Below are 15,357 nucleotides of genomic sequence, written 5' to 3'. Positions count from 1 at the left end.
AGGGGGGGGGGGGGGGGGGGGGGGGGGGGGGGGGGGGGGGGGGGGGGGGGGGGGGGGTTGGGGGGGTGTTCCTCTCCCCCCCCCCCCCCCCCCCGCCGCCGTATCCATGAAGAGCGGTACGCGGTGAGGGGCTGTGTTTCACGTGAAACACAGCCCCTCAAGCATCGTCACAGCTCCTCAGTGCGCGGAGCGGTCAGATCAGGCGTCCGTCAGGCAGAGCAGGAAGTTGTCGCCATCACCGGTCTGGGCGTAGAAGCTGGTGGCGCCGCTGACCTTGCGGCACTCGCTCTCGGCGGTGAACGAGGTGTAGGTGCCCTCGATCTTCTTGAGCACCTTGGCCTCAGCCTCGGAGGAAGAGCACTCCACGACCTCCATGCTGTCGTCCGAGCTCGACGACGAGGAGGAGGACTTCAGGCAGTCGCCCACCTTCGCCTGGTCCGCGTCGTCCAGGCTGGCTATGTAGCCGACGCCGATCGCAGTCACGACCGCCACACCGACGAGGACGTTCTTGACCGTCTTGAAGCTGACCTTGCGGCGAGGCTGCTGCGGCGGAACCGGTGCGTAAGGCGCTCCGCCCTGCGGGGGAAAGCCCGGCTGGCCCGGCTGCTGCGGGTACGGGGCCTGTCCCTGGGGCGGCTGCTCCTGGGCGTACGGGTTCTGGCCTTGGGCGAATGGATTGCCCTGGGGCGGCGGAGTCGTCACTTGGGGGTCCCCCTAAGAACATGGGTGCTGATCGCGAACAATGCGCGATGTAAGACGGACGTAAGCTACCGGGCCCCACTGACAACTCTGTAGCCGGGAGTGGCTCTGTGTCATTGATGTGACACAGACCGAGCCTCAAAGCGGGCCATAGCCACAGCAACTGCCGCGTAGATAACGGCGACTGTGACCACAAGAGGGGCCGAACGGCCGTCCGGCGGCAGTATCAGGGCGGCCACTCCCGCGGCTCCGACGAAGGCGACATTGAACAGCACGTCGTAGACGGAGAAGGTCCGGCCACGGAAGCCGTCGTCGACCGAGGACTGCACGATCGTGTCCGTCGCGATCTTCGCGCCCTGTGTCGTCAGGCCCAGGACGAATGCCGCGACCAGCATGGGAGTTGTGGCGAAGGGGAGACCGAGGGCGAACACCAGGACGGCGGCGGCCCCCGCGCACACGGCGATCCAGCGGCCGGGCCCGAGCCGTGCCACCGCCCACGGGGTCACGACGGCCGCAGCGAAGAAGCCGGCTCCGGAGATGCCCAACGCCAGCCCCAGCAGGGCGAGTCCGTCATCGGTGTCGGAGGAGAAGGCGTACCGGCACAGCATCAGCACCATGACCAGCAGGGCGCCGTAGCAGAAGCGCATCAGGGTCATCGAGAACAGCGCCCAGGCCGCCTCGCGGCGTGGCGGAGCGGCGAGATGGCGCACGCCTGCGGTCAGGTCGCGCGCGGTGCCGGAGAGTGCCGCCGAGAGGCGTGGCTGCACCAAGTCGCGGTCGGGACCGAGCAGTTCCGGTGCCATGCGCAGCGACGCCAGTCCCGCGCACAGATACAGGGCGGCTCCGAGAAGCACCACGGCGGCGTCGGAGTCCCAGACCACCAGCCGTACGACGAAGGCCAGTCCGGCACCGGCGGTCGCGGCGAGCGTCCCGGCCGTCGGGGAAAGCGAGTTGGCGATCACCAGCCGCTCGTCGTCGACCACGCGCGGCAGCGCGGCGGACAGGCCGGACAGGACGAAGCGGTTGACGGCCGTGACACACAGGGCGGAGACGTAGAAGAGCCAGTCCGGGACCTGGGTGACGATCAGGGCGGCGGTGGCCGAAGCCAGCACCGTGCGCAGCAGGCTGCCGTAGAGGAGGACCTGGCGGCGGCGCCAGCGGTCCAGCAGGACGCCGGAGAAGGGGCCCACAAGGGAGTACGGCAGGAGCAGCACCGCCATTGCGGAGGCGATGGCGGTGGCCGAGGTCTGTTTCTCCGGGGAGAAGACGACGTACGTGGCGAGCGCGGTCTGGTAGACGCCGTCGGCGCCCTGCGAGAGCAGGCGTACGACGAGCAGGCGCCGGAAGTTCCGGAAGCGCAGCAGGACCCGCAGGTCGCGTACGACGGACATGGGGCACAGCCTCACATACGGGAAGGTCCCCGGGCGGTACAACCCGGGGACCCTCGGCAGCTCTGGCAGGAGCGTTCTAATGCGGCGCCGTGGTGCTCAGCGCTCGACCTCACCCTTGATGAACTTCTCGACGTTCTCGCGGGCCTGGTCGTCGAAGTACTGGACCGGCGGGGACTTCATGAAGTAGCTGGACGCCGACAGGATCGGGCCGCCGATGCCGCGGTCCTTGGCGATCTTCGCGGCGCGCACGGCGTCGATGATGACGCCGGCGGAGTTCGGGGAGTCCCAGACCTCGAGCTTGTACTCCAGGTTCAGCGGGACGTCACCGAAGGCGCGGCCCTCGAGGCGGACGTAGGCCCACTTGCGGTCGTCGAGCCACGCGACGTAGTCGGACGGGCCGATGTGGACGTTCTTCTCGCCGAGCTCCCGGTCGGGGATCTGCGAAGTCACGGCCTGCGTCTTGGAGATCTTCTTGGACTCGAGGCGGTCACGCTCGAGCATGTTCTTGAAGTCCATGTTGCCGCCGACGTTCAGCTGCATCGTGCGGTCCAGGATGACGCCGCGGTCCTCGAACAGCTTCGCCATGACGCGGTGCGTGATGGTGGCACCGACCTGGGACTTGATGTCGTCACCGACGATCGGGACGCCCGCCTCGGTGAACTTGTCCGCCCATTCCTTCGTACCGGCGATGAAGACCGGCAGCGCGTTGACGAAGGCGACCTTGGCGTCGATGGCGCACTGGGCGTAGAACTTCGCGGCGTCCTCGGAGCCCACCGGCAGGTAGCAGACGAGGACGTCGACCTGCTTGTCCTTGAGGATCTGGACGACGTCGACCGGGGCCTCGGCGGACTCCTCGATGGTCTCGCGGTAGTACTTGCCGAGGCCGTCGAGGGTGTGGCCGCGCTGGACGGTCACGCCGGTGCGCGGCACGTCGCAGATCTTGATCGTGTTGTTCTCGCTGGCGCCGATGGCGTCCGCCAGGTCGAGGCCGACCTTCTTCGCGTCGACATCGAAGGCCGCGACGAACTCGACGTCACGGACGTGGTAGTCGCCGAACTGCACGTGCATCAGGCCGGGGACCTTCGACGCCGGGTCGGCGTCCTTGTAGTACTCGACTCCCTGAACCAGCGACGCGGCACAGTTGCCCACGCCGACGACGGCTACGCGAACCGAACCCATTCCGGTTGCTCCCTGTGTGTACGAGTGAGGTCCTGAGTGGATCTCACGTGGCGGTGTCGCCGGGCGTATCCGGCCGGGGGTCTTCCCCCGGCCGGGGCAGGCCGCCCGGCGCTCCAGTTGTGTTGTCCCGCGAGACGGGCCCCCCGGCAGCGGGACCCTTTAGGTCCCGCCCGGCCCGCTCGCTCTCGATGAGCTCGTTCAGCCAGCGCACTTCGCGCTCCACGGACTCCATCCCGTGGCGCTGGAGCTCAAGCGTGTAGTCGTCGAGGCGCTCCCGTGTGCGTGCCAGGGAGGCGCGCATCTTCTCCAGGCGCTCCTCCAGCCGGCTGCGTCGGCCCTCCAGCACGCGCATGCGCACGTCCTGTGGTGTGCGTCCGAAGAAAGCAAATCGGGCAGCGAAGTGCTCGTCCTCGTACGCGTCGGGTCCGGTCTGGGAGAGCAGCTCCTCGAAGTGCTCCTTACCTTCCGCCGTCAAGCGGTAGACGATCTTGGCGCGACGGCCCGCGAGTGGTGCGGCGAGCGCGTCCTCGGCGGTGTTCCCCGGTTCCTCGATCAACCAGCCGTTGGCGACCAGCGTCTTGAGGCAGGGGTACAGCGTGCCGTAGCTGAACGCACGGAACACGCCCAGTGACGTATTGAGTCGTTTGCGCAGCTCATAGCCGTGCATCGGGGACTCGCGCAGCAATCCGAGAACGGCGAACTCAAGGATCCCGGAACGTCGGCTCATCCCCTCGCCTCCTCGTCGTATGTCGCGCTGATGTATCGACTCGATACATCACGACGATAGAACGACCTTCCGGGCACGACAAGTGGGGGAACGGTGAACGGGATCACATCAACGATTCATCTGGAGCGAGTTGCCTGATTTGGGGTGAAGTTCGGGGCTAGGTGGACTTTGACGGTGCGTAGTCTGTGCGCCATGCACAGCACCGGGAACCGAGTGACACCTGAGGGCGTCGTCATCCTTGGTGCAGTACGGGTGAATGAGGAACCGACCACATCCGTACTCCGGGGGGACCGGAAAACCGCCGTCGTTGCCAGGCGCCCTGGGGTGCGCCTGTCCGAGGAGTAGTCGTTCGATGAGCGAGCACCGTCGCAAACCGCCGCAGCCGCAGGGAGGCGGACGTGCCGCGACCCGACGCGGTCAGGCCGCTTCGCCCTCCGGCCGCCGAGCGGCACCGCGAGGCGCCACCGGATCTCCCTCCGACTCTTACGGGTCGGGTTCCACCGGTGCGGGTAACGAGGAACGTCCGTACGGCGGCCGTGCGGAAGCACGCCGCGCGGCCCAGAGAAGCAGCGGCGGCCGCCGTAGAGCGGCCGAACCGGGCGGTGGTGGCCGCCGCGCAGTTCCCGGCGGGCCGAACGGCCCGGGGCGCGGCAGAGGGCGTGGAGCCGCCCCGCCCGAGAAGCGGTTCATCGACTATCCGCGCGCGGGCAAGTACGGCATGGCGCGCTGGGTGCCGTCGTGGAAGCTCGTCACCGGAGTCTTCCTCGCCTTCATGGGCGGTCTGGTCGCCGCGGCGGGCATCGGGTACGCCATGGTGGGCATCCCCAAGGCCCAGGACACGGCCATGGCGCAGAACAACGTCTTCTACTGGTCCAACGGCAAGCAGATGGCGTCGACCGGTGGTCAGACGAACCGTCAGCTCGTGAGCAACGCCGAGATCCCGCTGGACATGAAGAACGCGGTGGTCTCCGCCGAGAACGCGTCCTTCTACAAGGACAACGGCATCGACCCGGCGGGTATCGCGCGAGCCCTCGCCAACATGGCCAAGGGCGGCGAGACGCAGGGTGGTTCGACCATCACCCAGCAGTTCGTGAAGAACACCTACCTGAGCCAGGACCAGACCCTCTCCCGTAAGTTCAAGGAGCTGTTCATCTCCATCAAGGTGGGCCAGAAGATGTCCAAGGACGACATCCTCGCGGGCTACCTCAACACCGCCTACTACGGCCGTAACGCCTACGGCATCCAGGCGGCGGCCCAGGCGTACTTCGGCGTGGACGCCAAGAACCTCAGCACCACACAGTGCGCGTTCCTCGCCTCCGTACTGAAGGGCCCGAACTTCTACAACCCCGACGGCGGTGTGGGAGCGGGCGCCACGTCTGACGAGAACACCAAGCGGGCGAAGGAACGCTGGTCGTGGATCCTGGACCGCATGGTCGAGGTGGGGCGTCTGTCGCCGGCGGACCGTGCCAAGGTCGGTGACTTCCCCAAGTTCAAGAAGCAGAACTCGAACCTGTCCGGTCAGTCCGGCTATCTCATCGACATCGCCAAGGAGTACGTCGCCAAGAAGGCGGGTCTGTCGCCCGAGGACCTGGAGAAGGGCGGCTACCGGATCTACACGACCTTCGACAAGGACAAGGTCAACGACCTGGCGACGGCCGTCGAGAAGACGCGCAAGAGCTTCCTCAAGCCCAAGGAGCGCGAGCTGGACAAGTACGTCCAGTTCGGCGGTGCGTCGGTCGATCCCAAGACCGGAGCGATCGTCGCGCTGTACGGAGGCGAGGGCTACGACAAGGGGCACTACTCCAACAACGCGAACACGCTCGGTGTGCCGGTCGGATCGACCTGGAAGCCCATCGTGCTGGCCTCCGCGATGCAGTACGGGACCTACGAGACCACCCCAGAGGCACTCTCGCCGCTGGCCAAGTACAACGGCAACGACCTTCTGGAGATCAAGGACCAGAACGGCGATCCGATCATGGGTAACAACGGAAAGCCGTTCCGCCAGAAGAACGAGGGCACCAAGGCCTGGGGCGAGGTCACGCTCAGGAAGGCCATGGAACAGTCGATCAACAGCCCGTTCGCGCAACTGGGCATCGACGTCGGCCTGTCCAAGACGCAGGAGATGGCGGAGAAGATGGGCATCTCGTCCAGCTTCTTCGACAAGGCCAACCTCAAGAACGTGTCCTTCTCGCTGGGTACGTCGACTCCCAGCGCCATCCGCATGGCCGACGCGTACGGCACCTTCGCCAACTCGGGTACTCACCTCGAGCCGTACTCGGTCACCAAGGTGCTCAAGGACGGCGATGAGCTCGAGGGCTTCGAAGCCCCGAAGGAGCAGACCGCCATGGACGCGAACGTCGCGAACAACGTGACGGACGTCCTGGAGAACGTGGTCCAGAACGGCACCGGCAAGAAGGTCGCGGACATCGGCTTCCCGGTGGCCGGCAAGACGGGTACGACCGACGAGAACAAGTCGGCCTGGTTCGTCGGGTACACCAGGGAGCTGTCGACGGCTGTGACGCTGTTCCGGACGGACCCGGGCAAGGGCAAGCTGCTGTCCATGAACGGCACCGGTGGTGTGCCCTCCATCCATGGTGGTGACATTCCGGCGCAGGTCTGGAAGGACTACATGGCCGAGGCCATGAAGGGCATCGACAACGAGGCCTTCCCGGAGGCGGAGCCCATCGGCGAGGTCATCGAGGAGACCCCGACGCCGACCGTGGCGCCGTCGCCGACCGAGACCGAGGAAGAGAGCCCGACGCCGACGCCGTCGCCCTCTCAGTCGCAGACGTCGCCGACGCCGACAGCGACCGAGACATGCGATGAGTTCGACTGGCAGTGCAACAACAGCAACGGCGGGCAGAACGGTGGCTCGGACGGAGGCGTGACCCAGTCACCGACGCCAACGGAGACAGAAACGGATGACTCCGGAGGCAATGCCAACGGCAACGGAGGCATCTTCGGCGGACCGTCCGGCTGACGGGCGGGCTGATCTGACGCGAGAAGGCCGGTGGCCGGCACCCACGATGGGTGCCGGCCACCGGCCTTTGCCGCTGTTTCACGTGAAACGTCGGTTTCACGTGAAACACTCAATCGGCACACCCCGGTCGTCCTTGCACCGTTCTCAGACGGGTACGGCAGGATGTGCCCCATGCCCAGTGCAGAGACGACGCCCACGAGCGTGCACGAGCCGGATCCGGTGCGGCCGACCAAGGAGGACGAGGTCGCCGCGCGGGGTAGCGAGCTGATCGGTGGCCCCATCGGACGGCGTGCGCTGCTCGGGACGTCCTGGTGGACTCCCGTGCGGATCGTCGCGCTCGTTGCGATCGGCATGTTCGCGCTCGGTCTGGTTCAGAAGGCGCCCTGCTACAACGGCGCCTGGTTCTTCGGCGCCAGCTCGCAGTACACACATGCCTGCTACTCGGACATTCCGCACCTCTACCAGGGCCGCGGCTTCGCCGACGGCCTCGTGCCGTACTTCGACAAGCTCGCCGGTGACATGGAGTACCTCGAGTACCCGGTGCTCACCGGTGTGTTCATGGAGGTCGCCTCCTGGATCACGCCGGGCAGCGGCACCATCCAGGACCAGGAGCAGTGGTACTGGATGGTCAACGCCGGGATGCTGATGGCCTGTGCGGCCGTCATCGCCGTCTGTGTGACCCGCACCCACACCCGGCGTCCCTGGGACGGTCTGCTGGTCGCTCTGGCCCCCGCCTTCGCGCTGACGGCGACCATCAACTGGGACCTGCTGGCCGTCGCCCTGACGGCCGCGGCGATGCTGATGTGGTCCCGTGGCCGCTCTGTCGCCTTCGGTATCCTGCTGGGGCTCGCCACGGCGGCGAAGCTCTATCCCGTCTTCCTGCTCGGCCCGCTGTTCGTTCTGTGCTGGCGTGCGGGCAAATGGCGCGACTTCGGCAAGGCACTGGGTGGCACTGTCCTCGCCTGGCTGGTCGTGAACCTTCCGGTGATGCTTCTCGCCTGGGACGGGTGGTCGCAGTTCTACCGGTTCAGTCAGGAGCGGGGCGTCGACTTCGGCTCGTTCTGGCTGATCCTGGCCCAGAACTCCACCGACCCGCTGAGCACCGAGACCGTCAACACGCTCGCCACGCTGCTGATGCTGGTGTGCTGTGCCGGCATCGCCGCGCTCACGCTCACCGCGCCCCGGCGCCCCCGCTTCGCCCAGCTGGCGCTTCTGATCGTCGCGGCGTTCATCCTCACCAACAAGGTCTACTCGCCGCAGTACGTCCTGTGGCTGGTGCCGCTGGCGGTACTGGCCCGGCCGCGGTGGAGGGACATCCTCATCTGGCAGGCGTGCGAGGTGGCGTACTTCCTGGGCATCTGGATGTACCTCGCGTACACGACCAGCGGGGACGCCCACAAGGGCCTGCCGCCCGACGGCTACCACTGGGCCATCGGTGTGCACCTGCTGGGGACGCTGTACCTGTGCGCCGTCGTCGTACGCGACATCCTCATGCCGGACCGCGATCCGGTGCGCAGGGCCGGCGAGGACGACCCTTCAGGCGGTGTCCTCGACAGAGCGGAGGACGCGTTCGTGCTCGGCTCCGCAGCCCATCCACCGCGGCACGCGGCCCACTTCGAGGGACCGCAGGTGGAGTGGGGCAGCCGAGGGGCCACCGGCAGTTCGCTCTGAGCGAACAGGGCGTAAGAAGGGCACGTCGGCGGCCGTACACGGAGTGACTCGTACGCGGAAAAGGCCGTACACGGACTGCTCCGTGTACGGCCTTTCGTCGTTACGGCGGCTCAGCGGTCGACGAGCCGGTCGAACTGCGTGGTGGTGTGCCGCAGATGGGCGACCAGCTCGTCGCCGACCTTCGGCTCCGGGGCGTCCGACGGGACGAACAGGATCGAGACCTGCATGTGCGGGGGTTCCGCGAACCAGCGCTGCTTGCCTCCCCACACGAAGGGAGAAAGGTTCCGGTTGACCGTGGCGAGGCCGGCCCGTGCGACGCCCTTGGCGCGCGGCATGACGCCGTGCAGGGCCTTGGGGGCCTCCAGACCCACCCCGTGGGACGTACCGCCCGCCACGACCACCAGGAAGCCGTCAGAAGCCGACTTCTGCTGCCGGTAGCCGAAGCGGTCGCCCTTGGAGACCCGCGAGACGTCCAGGACCGCGCCGCGGTACTCGGTGGCGTCGTGGTCCCCCAGCCACAGCCGGGTGCCGATACGCGCGCGGAAGCGGGTCTGCGGGAACTGCTGCTGCAGACGGGCGAGTTCCTCGGCCTTGAGGTGACTGACGAACATCGTGTGCAGCGGCAGCCGGGCCGCGCGCAGCCGGTCCATCCAGCCGATGACCTCCTCGACGGCGTCGGAGCCGTCGGTGCGGTCCAGCGGCAGGTGGATGGCGAAGCCCTCCAGCCGGACGTTCTCGATGGCGGAGTGCAGCTGCGCCAGGTCCTGCTCGCTGATGCCGTGTCGCTTCATCGAGGACATCACCTCGATGACCACACGGGCGCCCACGAGGCCGTACACGCCGTCCACCGATGAGACGGAGCGGATGACCCGGTCGGGCAGCGGCACCGGCTCCTCACCGCGCCGGTACGGCGTCAGCACCAGCAGGTCTCCGCCGAACCAGTCCTTGATGCGCGCGGCCTCGTACGTCGTGCCCACGGCGAGGACGTCGGAGCCCAGCCGTGTGGCCTCCTCCGCCAGGCGCTCGTGCCCGAACCCGTAGCCGTTGCCCTTGCAGACCGGGACGAGACCCGGGAACTGCTCCTGCACGTGCTTGTGGTGCGCCCGCCAGCGCGCGGTGTCGACGTAGAGGGTGAGCGCCATGGCCGGACCTGGAACCTTTCTCGTGGCTGCGGTGTATCAGAGATATGGAAGCTATCGACGGTGCAGCTGTTGACGGTATCGAAGCAGAGAATGCGAGGTCAGCGACGCGACATGTAGATGTCGAGCGCCTTGTGGAGCAGCTTGTTGAGCGGGAAGTCCCACTCGCCGAGGTATTCGGCCGCCTGCCCGCCGGTGCCCACCTTGAACTGGATCAGGCCGAAGAGGTGGTCGGTCTCGTCCAGCGAGTCGGAGATGCCGCGCAGGTCGTAGACGGTGGCGCCGAGCGCGTAGGCGTCGCGCAGCATCCGCCACTGCATCGCGTTCGAGGGCCGGACCTCACGGCCGATGTTGTCGGAGGCGCCGTAGGAGTACCAGACATGGCCGCCCACGATCAGCATCGTCGCCGCCGAGAGGTTCACACCGTTGTGGCGGGCGAAGTACAGCCGCATGCGGTTGGGATCCTCGGTGTTGAGGGCCGTCCACATGCGCTGGAAGTACGACAGCGGGCGCGGCCGGAAGTGGTCGCGCACAGCGGTGATCTCGTACAGCCGCTGCCATTCCTCGAGGTCCTGGTAGCCGCCCTGGACGACCTCGACGCCCGCCTTCTCGGCCTTCTTGATGTTGCGTCGCCACAGCTGGTTGAAGTTCTTGTGGACCTCTTCCAGGGACCGGTTGGCCAGCGGCACCTGGTAGACGTAGCGCGGCTGCACGTCGCCGAAGCCGGCCCCGCCGTCCTCGCCCTGCTGCCAGCCCATACGACGGAGCTTGTCGGCCACCTCGAAAGCGCGCGGCTCGATGAAGTCGGCCTCGATGTCGCGCAGCCGCTTCACGTCCGGGTTCTGGATGCCCGCCTTGATGGAGCCCGCCTCCCAGCGCCGGATGATCACCGGCGGGCCCATCTTCACGGAGAAGGCGCCCTGGTTCTTCAGGTGCGCGAGCATCGGTTCCAGCCAGTCGGTGAGATTCGGCGCGAACCAGTTGATGACCGGGCCCTCGGGCAGATAGGCGAGGTAGCGCTTGATCTTGGGCAGCTGCCGGTAGAGGACGAGGCCCGCGCCGACCAGTTCACCGCTCCTGTCGAACCAGCCGAGGCTCTCCGAACGCCACTCCGCCTTGACGTCTGCCCAGGCCGGGACCTGCATGTGGCTCGCCGCCGGCAGGCTCTGGATGTATGCCAGATGCTGCTCGCGACTGATCGTCCTCAGGGTCAGGCTCATTCGGGGCGCTCCTCGGGCTGGTGTGTCCCCATGGGTACAGGGGCTCCGGCTCTCGCGGAAGCCTACTGCGCCTCGGGAGCGCCCCGACTGGGCGTACGGCAGCTACGTCCCGGCCTGATGGGCCGCCGGGGCGTTCGAGGGTGTTCTATGCGCTGTTCTGCCGGTGTTCGGAGGACGGTCTCCGCGGCCGGTGCGAGGAGGGCGCTGTCCCCGGCGTCAGAAGCCGCCGAAGAGCCCGCCGTGCGCCATGCCGAGGAAGAAACCGAATCCGGAGGCACCGAGGCCCAGGATCAGACCGAACCGTTCACGGGTCGTCACCGAGATCCACTGGCCGTAGGCACCGGTGAGGATGCCCACCAGACCGGTCCAGGAGCTGAGCAGGTGCAAGAAGTGGAACTGGGCCGTGATGAACGACGTGATGCCGAGCACCAGGGTCACCACGAGCAGAGTGTCCTGGATGGGATGGGACTTTCCGTCCGTGGCGAAAAGGCCTCCGACGGTGTTGGGTCGCAATGCCTGTGCCATAGGGCACCTCCTGCGGAAGACGGCGCATCGTAGCGCCATACACACCCGATGTGTACAGATTGTGGGCGACGGCGGCCGGATTTCAACCGGACGCGGGTGTGCGGGTAGTGTGTACCGTCTGCACCGGTGTCTGCCCGGGCCAGCTCGGGAACCGCGAGGTCATCCCCGATTGTCAGTGGCGGCCGATACCGTTGCGTACGCATCACAACCCTCCTGCCACGGAACGACCGTGGCCGCTGAGTCCAAAGGAGGTGGGTTCCACATGCGTCACTACGAGGTGATGGTCATCCTCGACCCCGATCTGGAGGAGCGCGCTGTCGCCCCCCTGATCGAGAACTTCCTCTCCGTCGTCCGTGAGGGCAACGGCAAGGTCGAGAAGGTCGACACCTGGGGCCGTCGTCGTCTCTCGTACGAGATCAAGAAGAAGCCCGAGGGCATCTACTCGGTCATCGATCTGCAGGCTGAGCCCGCGATCGTCAAGGAGCTCGACCGCCAGATGAACCTGAACGAGTCGGTCCTCCGGACCAAGGTCCTCCGCCCCGAGACCCACTGAGCTCTTCCGCTCAGCTGATCTCGGGATTCGAGTAGCAGCAACCAAGCAGCCAGAGCAGCAAACCCGCCGAGAGGTTCCCCATGGCAGGCGAGACCGTCATCACGGTCGTCGGCAATCTTGTCGACGACCCCGAGCTGCGCTTCACCCCTTCCGGTGCGGCGGTCGCGAAGTTCCGTGTCGCGTCCACCCCCCGCACCTTCGACCGTCAGACGAATGAGTGGAAGGACGGCGAGAGCCTGTTCCTGACCTGCTCGGTCTGGCGGCAGGCGGCGGAGAACGTCGCCGAGTCGCTCCAGCGAGGCATGCGCGTCATCGTGCAGGGCCGGCTGAAGCAGCGGTCCTACGAGGACCGTGAGGGCGTCAAGCGCACGGTCTACGAGCTGGACGTCGAGGAAGTCGGCGCCAGCCTGCGGAACGCCACGGCGAAGGTCACCAAGACCTCCGGTGGCGCTCGCGGTGGCCAGGGTGGTTACGGCGGCGGCGGTGGCGGCGGCCAGGGTGGCGGCGGCTGGGGTGGAAACTCCGGCGGCGGCCAGCAGGGCGGCGGTGCTCCCGCCGACGACCCGTGGGCGACCGGTGCTCCCGCCGGTGGCCAGCAGGGCGGCGGCGGAGGCGGCTGGGGTGGAAACTCCGGCGGCGCTGGCGGCAGTGGCGGCGGCTACTCGGACGAGCCCCCCTTCTAGACCTTCAGGTCGAGGGCGGGGTCGTACCCAAACTTCTTGATCACACAGGAGATACACCATGGCGAAGCCGCCTGTGCGCAAGCCGAAGAAGAAGGTCTGCGCATTCTGCAAGGACAAGGTCACGTACGTGGACTACAAGGACACGAACATGCTGCGGAAGTTCATTTCCGACCGCGGCAAGATCCGTGCCCGCCGCGTGACCGGCAACTGCACGCAGCACCAGCGTGACGTCGCCACGGCTGTGAAGAACAGCCGTGAGATGGCGCTGCTGCCCTACACCTCCACCGCGCGATAAGGGAAGGGTGACCGACACATGAAGATCATCCTCACCCACGAGGTCTCCGGCCTCGGTGCCGCGGGCGACGTCGTCGACGTCAAGGACGGTTACGCTCGCAACTACCTGATCCCGCGGAAGTTCGCTATCCGCTGGACCAAGGGTGGCGAGAAGGACGTCGAGCAGATCCGTCGTGCTCGCAAGATCCACGAGATCCAGACCATCGAGCAGGCCAACCAGGTCAAGGGCCAGCTCGAGGCCGTCAAGGTCCGTCTGGCCGTCCGCTCGGGCGACGCCGGCCGTCTCTTCGGTTCCGTCACCCCGGCCGACGTCGCTTCGGCGATCAAGGCGTCCGGTGGCCCCGAGGTCGACAAGCGCCGCATCGAGCTCGGTTCGCCGATCAAGACGCTGGGCGCTCACGAGACGTTCGTGCGTCTGCACCCCGAGGTTGCCGCCAAGGTCAGCGTCGAGGTCGTCGCGGCCTGATCGCTGCATCGCTGCGTTCGGTTTGCACAGTTGAATGATGGGGCCGTACCCGCTGGGGTACGGCCCCATCATTCTTCGTAGCGAACGGGCTGGGGCCCCATGGCTGGCGTGCACCAGAGAACGGACCGTGGCCGTTTCACGTGAAACACGCTGTTTCACGTGAAACAGTCAGCGCGTCGCGCCCGTGACGATCCAGCGGCCCGAGCGTGTACGCCCCCAGAGAGTCAGCATGCGCACGGCCATCATCAGCGTCATGGCCGCCCACACGGCCGTCAGGCCGCCACCGAGTACGGGGACGAGCAACGCGACCGGGGTGAACACGGCCAGGGTGAGCACCATGGCCCAGGCGAGGTAGGGACCGTCGCCCGCTCCCATCAGGACGCCGTCCAGGACGAAGACGACTCCGCAGATCGGCTGGGAGAGCGCCACGACGAGAAGGGCGGGCAGGGCAGCGTCCTTGACGACCGGATCGCTGGTGAACAGCGGCAGGAAGAGCGGCCGGGCGATCACCACGAGCAGCCCGAGGGCGAGGCCGGCTGCGATACCCCACTCCACCATGCGGCGGCAGGCGGCTCGAGCGCCCTCGGCATCGCCGGCACCGAGATACCGCCCGATGATGGCCTGTCCGGCGATGGCAATGGCGTCCAGCGCAAAGGCGAGCAGGCTCCACAGCGAAAGGATGATCTGGTGTGCCGCGATGTCGGCGTCTCCGAGTCGGGCAGCGACAGCCGTCGCGATCAGCAGGATCGCCCGGAGCGAGAGGGTGCGGACCAGCAGAGGCACTCCAGCCTGAGCGGAGGCCCTTATGCCGGCCGCGTCGGGACGCAGGGAGGCACCGTGTTCGCGCGCACCGCGGACCACCACCACCAGATAGATGATGGCCATGCCGCACTGGGCGATGACGGTTCCCCAAGCGGAGCCCGCGATGCCGAGACCGGCGCCGTAGACGAGGGCCACGTTGAGGACCGCGTTGGCGATGAAGCCCGCGACGGCGACATAGAGCGGGGTTCTGGTGTCCTGGAGGCCACGCAGCACGCCGGTGGAGGCGAGCACGACGAGCATGGCCGGTATGCCGAGGGCCGAGATCCGTAGATAGGTGGTCGCGTACGGGGCGGCGGTGTCGGAGGCGCCGAAGAGTTCCACGAGGAACGGCGCTGTGGGCAGGACGACCGCGACGACGGCTACACCCAGGAGGATGGCCAGCCAGATGCCGTCCATGCCCTGGCGTATCGCCGCTGGGAGGTCGTCGGCGCCGACGCGTCGCGCGACCGCTGCCGTGGTGGCGTAGGCGAGGAAGACGAAGACGCTGACCGCTGTCATGAGGAGTGCCGAAGCGACCCCGAGCCCGGCGAGCTGGGAGGTGCCGAGATGGCCGACGATCGCACTGTCGGCCATGACGAAGAGGGGCTCGGCGACGAGTGCGCCGAAGGCCGGTACGGCCAGTGCGACGATCTCTCGATCGTGCTGTCGCCTGGCGGCCTTGGGGGTCGCGGGGGCCTGTGTCATGGCCACCAATCTAATCGTCCACAGGTAAGAGATGCAATCAGGTAGTGACCCTTACTCGCAGTCTCGTGCCGTGAGCTTTCGCGCACCGTTCGAAGCGATCTTGGTCCGACTGGGAAAGTTTTTCTTCTGCACAGCCGGTGGATGGCAAAAAGGCTGGTCAGAGTGGCTTTCTGAGAATCGCTCGGAGCTTGTTCACAGGGCTGTCCACCGTGTCGTGCACAGGTTTTGCTGAGTTCTCCACAGCATCTGAGCCGTCGTCCACATGGCCTGTGGATAACCAGATTGGCTGACGGTGCCCGCGGGCCTACCGTGGTCCGGCGCCCA

The 15,357-nt window shown here is 67.1% G+C and carries 14 protein-coding genes; 6 read left to right on the top strand and 8 right to left on the bottom strand.

The annotated features are described in order from the left end of the window. Positions 1-198 precede the first annotated feature (198 nt). The 4 genes from ACFQ6S_RS21505 to ACFQ6S_RS21490 form a co-directional block, all read right to left on the bottom strand. A complete protein-coding gene (locus tag ACFQ6S_RS21505; protein WP_383411966.1) occupies positions 199-702 on the bottom strand; it encodes a hypothetical protein in 504 nt (167 codons plus the stop codon). A gap of 110 nt (positions 703-812) precedes the next feature. Beyond that, the gene (locus ACFQ6S_RS21500; RefSeq protein ID WP_383411964.1) at positions 813-2,090 is read right to left on the bottom strand and encodes an MFS transporter; all 1,278 of its coding nucleotides are present in this window, start codon (positions 2,088-2,090) and stop codon (positions 813-815) included. 96 nt (positions 2,091-2,186) lie between these two features. Further along, positions 2,187-3,269, bottom strand: a complete 1,083-nt coding sequence (locus ACFQ6S_RS21495) for an inositol-3-phosphate synthase (protein ID WP_383411961.1) — start codon at positions 3,267-3,269, stop codon at positions 2,187-2,189. A 43-nt stretch (positions 3,270-3,312) separates the two neighbouring features. Beyond that, on the bottom strand, positions 3,313-3,996 hold the full coding sequence (locus tag ACFQ6S_RS21490) for a PadR family transcriptional regulator (protein ID WP_383411958.1): 684 nt from the start codon (positions 3,994-3,996) through the stop codon (positions 3,313-3,315). 352 nt (positions 3,997-4,348) lie between these two features. Between ACFQ6S_RS21490 and ACFQ6S_RS21485 the strand changes: the two genes are divergently transcribed. Together ACFQ6S_RS21485 and ACFQ6S_RS21480 are read left to right on the top strand one after the other, a co-directional pair. Further along, positions 4,349-6,976 (top strand): transglycosylase domain-containing protein, encoded by a 2,628-nt coding sequence (locus ACFQ6S_RS21485; RefSeq protein ID WP_383411955.1) that lies wholly within the window; start codon positions 4,349-4,351, stop codon positions 6,974-6,976. Positions 6,977-7,147: 171 nt separating this feature from the next. Continuing rightward, positions 7,148-8,647 carry a glycosyltransferase family 87 protein gene (locus ACFQ6S_RS21480; RefSeq protein ID WP_383411952.1) on the top strand — a complete coding sequence of 500 codons (1,500 nt, stop codon included), beginning with the start codon at positions 7,148-7,150 and terminating at the stop codon, positions 8,645-8,647. 110 nt (positions 8,648-8,757) lie between these two features. On the opposite strand, the gene ACFQ6S_RS21475 is transcribed toward ACFQ6S_RS21480, so the two are convergent. From ACFQ6S_RS21475 to ACFQ6S_RS21465, 3 genes are all read right to left on the bottom strand, one after another. After that, positions 8,758-9,789, bottom strand: coding sequence for an alanine racemase (locus ACFQ6S_RS21475; RefSeq protein ID WP_383411949.1), 1,032 nt, complete (start codon positions 9,787-9,789; stop codon positions 8,758-8,760). Between the two features lie 98 nt (positions 9,790-9,887). Next, complete coding sequence (gene femX / locus ACFQ6S_RS21470; protein WP_383411946.1) at positions 9,888-11,006, bottom strand: peptidoglycan bridge formation glycyltransferase FemX; 1,119 nt, start codon at positions 11,004-11,006, stop codon at positions 9,888-9,890. A gap of 216 nt (positions 11,007-11,222) precedes the next feature. Then, a complete protein-coding gene (locus ACFQ6S_RS21465) occupies positions 11,223-11,531 on the bottom strand; it encodes a hypothetical protein (protein ID WP_383411943.1) in 309 nt (102 codons plus the stop codon). Between the two features lie 262 nt (positions 11,532-11,793). Here ACFQ6S_RS21465 and rpsF point away from each other — a divergent pair, with 262 nt between their 5' ends. The 4 genes from rpsF to rplI all read left to right on the top strand — a co-directional run bounded on the left by rpsF (position 11,794) and on the right by rplI (position 13,527). Continuing rightward, complete coding sequence (gene rpsF, locus ACFQ6S_RS21460; protein ID WP_010353482.1) at positions 11,794-12,084, top strand: 30S ribosomal protein S6; 291 nt, start codon at positions 11,794-11,796, stop codon at positions 12,082-12,084. Between the two features lie 80 nt (positions 12,085-12,164). Continuing rightward, positions 12,165-12,767 (top strand): single-stranded DNA-binding protein, encoded by a 603-nt coding sequence (locus ACFQ6S_RS21455; RefSeq protein WP_383411940.1) that lies wholly within the window; start codon positions 12,165-12,167, stop codon positions 12,765-12,767. 58 nt (positions 12,768-12,825) lie between these two features. Then, on the top strand, positions 12,826-13,062 hold the full coding sequence (gene rpsR, locus ACFQ6S_RS21450; RefSeq protein ID WP_003949403.1) for a 30S ribosomal protein S18: 237 nt from the start codon (positions 12,826-12,828) through the stop codon (positions 13,060-13,062). Positions 13,063-13,080: 18 nt separating this feature from the next. Then, positions 13,081-13,527 (top strand): 50S ribosomal protein L9, encoded by a 447-nt coding sequence (gene rplI / locus ACFQ6S_RS21445; RefSeq protein WP_383411937.1) that lies wholly within the window; start codon positions 13,081-13,083, stop codon positions 13,525-13,527. 168 nt (positions 13,528-13,695) lie between these two features. On the opposite strand, the gene ACFQ6S_RS21440 is transcribed toward rplI, so the two are convergent. Continuing rightward, entirely contained in the window at positions 13,696-15,033 is a 1,338-nt protein-coding gene (locus tag ACFQ6S_RS21440) for an MATE family efflux transporter (protein WP_383411935.1), read from the bottom strand. Positions 15,034-15,357 lie beyond the last annotated feature (324 nt).

This window comes from Streptomyces sp. NPDC056479 (assembly GCF_042795335.1).
In the GTDB taxonomy this organism is placed as follows: Bacteria; Actinomycetota; Actinomycetes; order Streptomycetales; family Streptomycetaceae; genus Streptomyces.
Note: the sequence above shows the minus strand (reverse complement) of the source record. Positions and strands in the feature narration are given on the sequence as shown.